Here is a 7,495-nt window from a genome sequence, read left to right on the forward strand (position 1 = left end):
TTAATTAGCTTGATTCACCGTATAAATGGTCCATTTGAGATCATCAATTTTTTCTATATGAGATATCTCGGCCATTATACGACGATTTTCAGCATGCGCTTGTTCAGTATCTGCTAAGTTTTCTAAGCGTTCAAAGCCATAACCAATTGAAGAGATACGCTCTTCATTAATTTTAAAATCATTGATTAGTACCAAAGCAACTGCTTTAGCGCGATTATTTGACAGCACTTGATTTAATTTTGCCACGCCAACTTTACTGCTATGCCCTTCAATCACTACATTGATTTGCGGATTCATTTTAAGAAGTTCTGCTAACTTACTGATGTCTTCATTTGCTTGGTCTGACAGTTGATAAGAATTGTTAACAAATTTAACATCAATTTTAAAAGGCATTATTTTAGACGTTTGAGTACCACAACCATAATTGTCAATCGCAGCACCAATAGAAGTCCCATCACATTTTTCACGCGCTTTTACTACACCATCACTGTCATAATCAGTTAAATCATAAAGCTGCTGTACCGAGTCTTCTAATATGACTACAGGAGTATCAGCACAAGCACTAATAAATATTACTGCAAAAGCGACCATTAAATATTTTGCAGTAACTTCTATTGGCTTAATTGATAACTTATTCATTGTAAGCTCCTTGTTCGTATTCGTGTTCACCTTTCCATTTTGATGATCTTGTTACTCTCAATGAATCAAGTAGCAGGCCTGTTGCATTTAACAAACGATACTGAGCGCTCAATTCATTAAAGTCTGCATCAAGGTAATCCTTACGAGCTTGAAACAATTCATTTTCGGTATCAAGCAGATCGAGAAGATTTCGCTGCCCAATATCGAACTGCTGTTTGTAGGCTGCCTGTGTATCTTTAGATGTAATAACATGTTGCTTTAGATATGTTTTTTGTAAAGCTAACATTTCAAAAGCATTCCACGAAAGACCAAAGCTTTCAGTAACTTGACGGTGAGCGTTATAATTAATTTCCTGCGCTTCTGAAATTTTATAGGCTGCACTTCGTTCGGTAGCAATGTCTTTTCCACCCGAGTAAAAGTTGTAGCGTAAGCGCAGCATTGCTGTTGCATCGTTTCGATGACCACCTACGTCAGCGCCAAATCGATTAATACCACTTTCACCACCAACATCATTGTCAGAATTCACGCCGAGTTCTAAAGATAAGGTTGGATAATATCTAGCGTTTATTGAGTTTTTAAATGAACGAGCCGCATTAATATCTTGTTGAGCAGCTTTAATTACCGGATGACGTTTTATTGCTAGAGTTAACCCCGTTGCTTTATTTTTAGGTAACATATCGGCATCAGGTACTGGTAGCACAAGGTTACTCGGTTGTGTATTCGTTAAACGAATAAATTGTGACCTAGCGTCAAGGTTATTATTACGCGCCGAAATCATGTTAGCTTGCGCGCGAGCTAGCCGGCCTGTAACTTGAGACAAGTCAGCAATATTACCCAGGCCTGAATCAGTACGTTCTTTTATTTGATCATAAATGACTTGGTGTGAGGCAATGTTTATTGCTGATAATTTAACAAGCTCATCTGTTTTTATAAAATTTAAATAGGCTTTAGCCACTTGTAACGCAAGATCTTCTGCATTGGCAATTAATGTCCATTGCTCAGCGCTCGCTTCGAATTTAGTTCTATCTATTTCATTACTCGTGTACATGCCATCAAAAAGAATTTGTTTAATACTAACACCAAATTCACCACGGGCTAATTCAGTTTCACCGTCATCGCCGATGGTAGCATTTCGTCTATTTCCGGGAGTATCTGTATATTCATAACCATAACCAGCAGTTAAATCAATAGTTGGAAAATAGCCTGCTGAGGCACGATTAACATCTTCTTCTTTAGATTTAAATCGTGCAAATGTCTGACGAATATCAGGATGTGTATCAAGTGCGTTTGCAACGGCTGCCTCTAAACTTTGGGCATAGCTATTAGCGGAATATAATCCCGATAAGCCTAAACACCAAACCATAGTTACTTTATTTAATTTAAACATAATGTTATTTATAAATACTCCATATTCTTATTATTATTAATTGCTAGTAGACAAGCCTTACCGTTCCCTTAGTGCAGCCTCATTCGCCCGTAATATGGGGTTTAAAATATATTCTAAAATTGTTCGTTTACCCGTAATAACATCAACATCTGTTAGCATACCTGGAATAATTGGCATTTCTTTGCCATTTTTATTCTTAATGCTTGAAGCATCTGTGCGTACTCTAATAAGATAAAAACTGTTTCCCTCTTCATCCTGTGTTGTATCGGCACTTATGTGCTCTACTTTACCCGTTAACCCGCCATATCTTGTAAAGTCATAGGCAGTGATCTTAACAACAGCTGGCAACCCAGGATAAATAAACGCAATATCTCTGGGCTTAATTTTTGCTTCAACCATCAATTTATCTTCGGTGGGCACAATTTCAGCAATGGTTTCACCCGGCTTAACGACTCCACCTAAGGTATTAATGTGTATGGTTTTAATAGTACCAATAACCGGCGATAAAATTAATGCTTTCGTTACTTTATCTTGAGCACCAACCTGTGATTCATTAATTCGAGATAGTTTATTCTCTAATTCATTAAGCTCTGATCTCGCTTCTGTTCTATAAGCAAGTGCTGTTTCTCGACGATTTAAAATTGACTCTTGTATGGCAGACTTTAATTTTGGTGCTAACAAACGAACCGCACTTAATTCACCTTTAAGCTCATTCACGCTACGTTCTAACTTATAGAGTTCGATTTTTGAAACAATGTTTTTTTCTGCAAGCGGTCGTGTTAAGTCGAGTTCTTTACTGGCTATCTCATAACTTATTTTTAAGGTATTAATTTTCGAAACTAATTCAGCAACTTCTTGTTCCCTTTGTTGTATCTGCTGGGCTTGAATTGCTAATTGATTGATTAAATTGTCTATTCTTCCAGAATACTCTTCTTGTTGTCTTTCAACCATAAACTTAGCGTTTTGTTGTAAATCGTCTGGGTAAACGGGTACTTTTATATTTATTTCTATTTGTCGTTGCCAACTTTCGCTAACACCAATCAATATACTTGAAAGCTCGGCTCTAAGGCGAATGACATTCGCTCTTAGGCTACTCACCTCCTGTTTTTGTTCTGCAAAGTCAGATCTAAAGCGAGTATCATCAATACTTGCAATCGGTTGCCCTTTAATTACTTGCATACCTTCTTGAACAAAGAGTTTTTGTAATACACCACCATCTAAACTTTGTATAATTTGTACTTGAGTTGATGGTATTACCTTGCCCATTCCTGAAGTAACTTGTTGAAGTTCAGAAAAATATGACCAAATAAGAAAACAAAAAAGTAATCCACCCATTGCCCATATAGTTAACCGATGTAAACTTGGCACTTCCGTTAGCATTGCACCATATACATCGTCAGCCATTTCTAGGTCTTGTTGGCTAACCTTCATAAGTTCGCCTCTTGATTTAAATTTTCGCCTTTGAGTTGCGCTAATACTTTATCTTTTGGACCGTCAATAATCAATTTACCTTTATCTAAAACAAGAATGCGGTCAACCAATTTTAATAAATCCATTTTATGGGTAATTAATAACATAGTGCGATCTTTTGCCGTTGCATTGATTGCTTCAATAAACTTCTTTTCAGCACGAGCATCAAGACTCGCGGTTGGCTCATCTAACAGTAATATTTGAGGTGAATTTAATATCGCTCTGGCTAAAACAATTGACTGTCTTTGACCACGTGATAATGCACTACCACTTTCCCCCACTTGTTGGTCAAGGCCTTGACTATTATGATCGGTAAAAGCACTGACACCAGACAGTTGAACCGCTCTAATAAGTTGATATTCAGTAACTTGACGAGTACCAAAGAGGATATTATCGCGGATGGTACCATGAAATAAGACAATATCTTGTGGTAAATAGCCAATGTTTTTTCGTAAGTCACTAGGGTGAATTTGCCGGTGATTTAAACCATCAAATTGAATGCTACCCTTGCTTGGCTGATAAAGACCTAATAGTAATTTAGCTAGCGTTGTTTTACCCGAACCATTATGGCCAACAATGGCGATTCTTTCTCCTTGATTAATTTTTACTGACATTGGCTGCAAAGAGTCACTTTCTGCATTAGGGTACTTAAAACTGATATTTTCAGCATTTATATTGCCGCTGAGTTTTGTTCGACTAACCAAATGAGCTTTGTCTTCAAATTCGCCTTCTTGCTCCATTAAAGTATCAAGTTGTTTCAAAGCACTTAAGGTTTGATTAGAGCGCGTCATTAGGCCAGCAAGCTTAGCAATAGGAGATATAGCACGACCGGTTAACATAACAGCCGCTATAATTCCCCCCATCGAGATTAAGTTTTCTGATACCCGATAGACACCTAACACTACAACGGCGACTACTGATATTTGTACAATAAAACTCGCAAAATTTAAGACCGAATTAGTGATCATTTTAGATTTAAGTAACCAGGTCGAGGTATGACCAACCATTTGCTGCCAAGCTCTTTGCACAACACCTTCTGCGCCATTAGCTTTAATAGATTCTAAAGCGCTTAAACACTCAATCAGATGTCCATGGCGTAAACCCGAAAACTTATTACTTTCTTCTATCGCTTTACGCAGTTTAGATTGATTTAATAATGTGTAGCCAATGATAAGTATTGAGGCAATAATTGGAAACATCACTAAGTCTCCTGCAACAAGCCAAATACAAAACATAAAAAGCACAGCAAAAGGTAAGTCAACTAAGGCACTTATTGTCGCAGAAGACAAAAACTCTCTAACACTGTCAAATTCACTCAGCTGCTTTGCCATTCCACCGACACTTGGGGAGCGTTTTTCAAGCGGTATACCAATCACTTTAGCAAATAATTTTGAAGAAACTTCAATATCAATTTTCTTGCCTGCAACATCAATTAGATAACCACGAAGTTGTTTTAAAATAAAATCAAAAATATAAGCGACACCGGCACCAATGGCGAGTACCCAAAGCGATTCAAAAGCGAGATTAGGTATCACTTTGTCATAAATATTCATCACAAAAAGTGGTGATACCAGAGCAAAAACATTGATCATTACTGACGCAATAATTACATCTCGGTATATCGATGAAGTATTCTTAATTTTCTGCCATAACCAATGTTCTTTTGAACTATTAAGATGAACATCAAAATTTCTATCACCGCGATATTGCTGCTTTATTAAAAATAAATAACCAACAAAACTCGATTCTAATTCCTCTATTGTTAACTGTTCTTCACCACCAGTTTCAGGTAAAGAAACTGTTGCTATATTTTTTTCAATATCGAGTTCTTGTAATACTAAGGCTTTTTTATCTTTTAGCATCAAAATACAAGGTAACAACATTGAGGGTAATTCATTCAAGCCTTTACGCACTAATTTTGCACTCAACCCTGCGCGAGATGCTGCTTGAGGTAATAGCTCTGGTGTAAGATTAGCACCAGTAAGTGGTAAACCAGCCGCGAGCGCTTCAGGAGAACACGGGTTACCATAATGCTCTGTTATAAGCACTAAACTGTCTAACAGAGGGTCTGAACTTAACTTTTGTGAAGCGTTAATTGTCCATTGAGTTGACTGTTGCACTGTTGATTGCACCTAGTATGTTATCCCTTAAAAAAGCCAATAAGCTAATGATGTTGGAAAGTACATCTCATCATTAGCTCATTGTACTTGTTATGTTTTGCTACTTAATTTACTCGACTTAATCATATCTGGTCTGAAGTGTCGAGTTCAATGGGCAATGGCACAATTTCTGATGACGCATCACTGTTCAATGTTACACCTTTATTTAAGAAATTATTGGTGATTATTGTTTCAGTATTTGAAAGTGCGTCGACCTGATCAATATTTTCTAAGGTCAAGTTTTCGTCTGCATAGATAACTGTAACTTCACTTTCTTGATCTGTATTTAAGTCACTTTGCGAAAATTCATCAAACATAAAAGTTTCACTCTGGCTTTGCACCAAAAGATCACTTAAATCATAATCAGTTGCAAGATTTGAACCTTGATTGCCTAGACTTTGGCTGGTAGCAGATTCACTAAAAGACAAGTCGATAAGTTCGCCGTTAGATAAAGCAGAGCTCTCATCATTAGTATCGTTGGCGTTGTTAGCATTTGCACTTTCAAAATAAATGGTTAGAGTCGCATTATCTGTTTCAGGATTGGCGGTATCACCATCTTGGATGGTGTAAACGAATTCAATCGATGTAGGAATAGTATTAACATCAGTCCCTGAAGCTAAAATGAAGTTATACTTCCCTGTATCATACATAGTAAAAATACCAAACCCCGTATCTATAATGTAAGAAGTATTGTTAGTATCAAAAATGTATACTTGGCCTTCAAATTCAAATTGAATTAAGGTTACGGTTCCATCAACTGAGGTATCCTGATTATCTCCAGAACTACCTTTACTTATGACATTTCCTCGGATACCTTCGATCCTTGATTTCCCATCCTTTTCGCGGTATATAATGTAATTATTGTCATCGACAGCAACTGGAGCAGAGTCATTAACAGTAATAATTACATTGGCTGTATCGCTATCAATACCATCAGTTAAAGTGTATTCAAAACTTGGTGGAGTAGCGTCTAAAACATAGCCTTCACTATTTTGATAAGTAAAGTCGCCACTAGCATTAATACTTAAAATACCCCCTTCGACATTAATAATAGCAAAGCCATCTGTTCCAAAGCTTAGTTCGATGCCATTAATATGAGTTATCACTAATGTTGAACCGTCACCACCATCAGTATCGATAACACCATCACCATCGTGATGAAGTATAATATTGCCTGAAACGCTTTCCCCTTCATCAATATTAAAGCCGTCATCTTCTGCAACCGGTGGATCGTTCACTGGTGTTACTGCGATTGTCACAGTACCGGTATCAACATCCGTACCATCACTTAAAGTATAATTAAAGCTTGGTGGTGCACCTACTAGATCGTTACCATTGTGGGTGTAAGTGAAACTGCCATCAGCCTTGATTAAGATAAAACCATCTTTGATATCTACACGGGCTTCACCCGTTAATGGATCAAAGACTAAATCAACGCCATTGACTTGAGTCACGCTCAGACTAGCACCATCGCCACCATCGTTATCCATCACGCCATCGCCGTCATCATGGCTGATCACATTGCCACTGACGATTTCGCCTTCGTTAACACTAAAATTATCATCAGCCGCAACTGGTGGATCGTTCACCGGCGTGACCGCAATCGTTAAGGTCGACACATCGGTATCACCGGCACCATCGGTAATGGTGTAGCTGATCACTGGCACACTGCCATTAAAGTTATCATTCGGTGTAAAAGTGTAACTACCATCGGTATTTAAAGTGAGTTCGCCTTCAGCAAGACTTACCGTGTCACCTGCATTGTACGTATTACCATCAACAGTAAAGCTGGTGACAGTTAGTGGACCGTCTGCTGTTTCTGCATTGTCTAAAACATTGC

Annotated in this window: 5 protein-coding genes; all 5 read right to left on the reverse strand. The window is 37.7% G+C overall.

The window, feature by feature from the left end; genetic code table 11:
- Entirely contained in the window at positions 1–639 is a 639-nt protein-coding gene (locus H4J62_RS18530; RefSeq protein WP_182218372.1) for an OmpA family protein, read from the reverse strand.
- Complete coding sequence (locus tag H4J62_RS18535) at positions 632–2,026, reverse strand: TolC family outer membrane protein (protein WP_182218374.1); 1,395 nt, start codon at positions 2,024–2,026, stop codon at positions 632–634. Before H4J62_RS18535 ends, H4J62_RS18530 begins: the two co-directional genes overlap by 8 nt.
- Before the next feature lie 57 nt (positions 2,027–2,083).
- Positions 2,084–3,457 carry an HlyD family type I secretion periplasmic adaptor subunit gene (locus H4J62_RS18540; protein ID WP_182218375.1) on the reverse strand — a complete coding sequence of 458 codons (1,374 nt, stop codon included), beginning with the start codon at positions 3,455–3,457 and terminating at the stop codon, positions 2,084–2,086.
- Entirely contained in the window at positions 3,454–5,628 is a 2,175-nt protein-coding gene (locus tag H4J62_RS18545) for a type I secretion system permease/ATPase (protein WP_182218377.1), read from the reverse strand. Before H4J62_RS18545 ends, H4J62_RS18540 begins: the two co-directional genes overlap by 4 nt.
- A 110-nt stretch (positions 5,629–5,738) precedes the next feature.
- Positions 5,739–7,495 (reverse strand): cadherin-like domain-containing protein (locus H4J62_RS18550; protein WP_182231359.1); only part of this gene is annotated, 1,757 nt, incomplete at its 5' end.

The organism is Colwellia sp. BRX8-5 (genome assembly GCF_014077325.1).
Taxonomy (GTDB): Bacteria; Pseudomonadota; Gammaproteobacteria; order Enterobacterales; family Alteromonadaceae; genus Colwellia_A.

Excerpts from the sequence above, each read along its gene's own strand:
- H4J62_RS18530 (WP_182218372.1), bottom strand. The coding sequence starts at position 639 with ATGAATAAGTTATCAATTAAGCCAATAGAAGTTACTGCAAAATATTTA.
- H4J62_RS18535 (WP_182218374.1), bottom strand. The coding sequence starts at position 2,026 with ATGTTTAAATTAAATAAAGTAACTATGGTTTGGTGTTTAGGCTTATCG.
- H4J62_RS18540 (WP_182218375.1), bottom strand. The coding sequence starts at position 3,457 with ATGAAGGTTAGCCAACAAGACCTAGAAATGGCTGACGATGTATATGGT.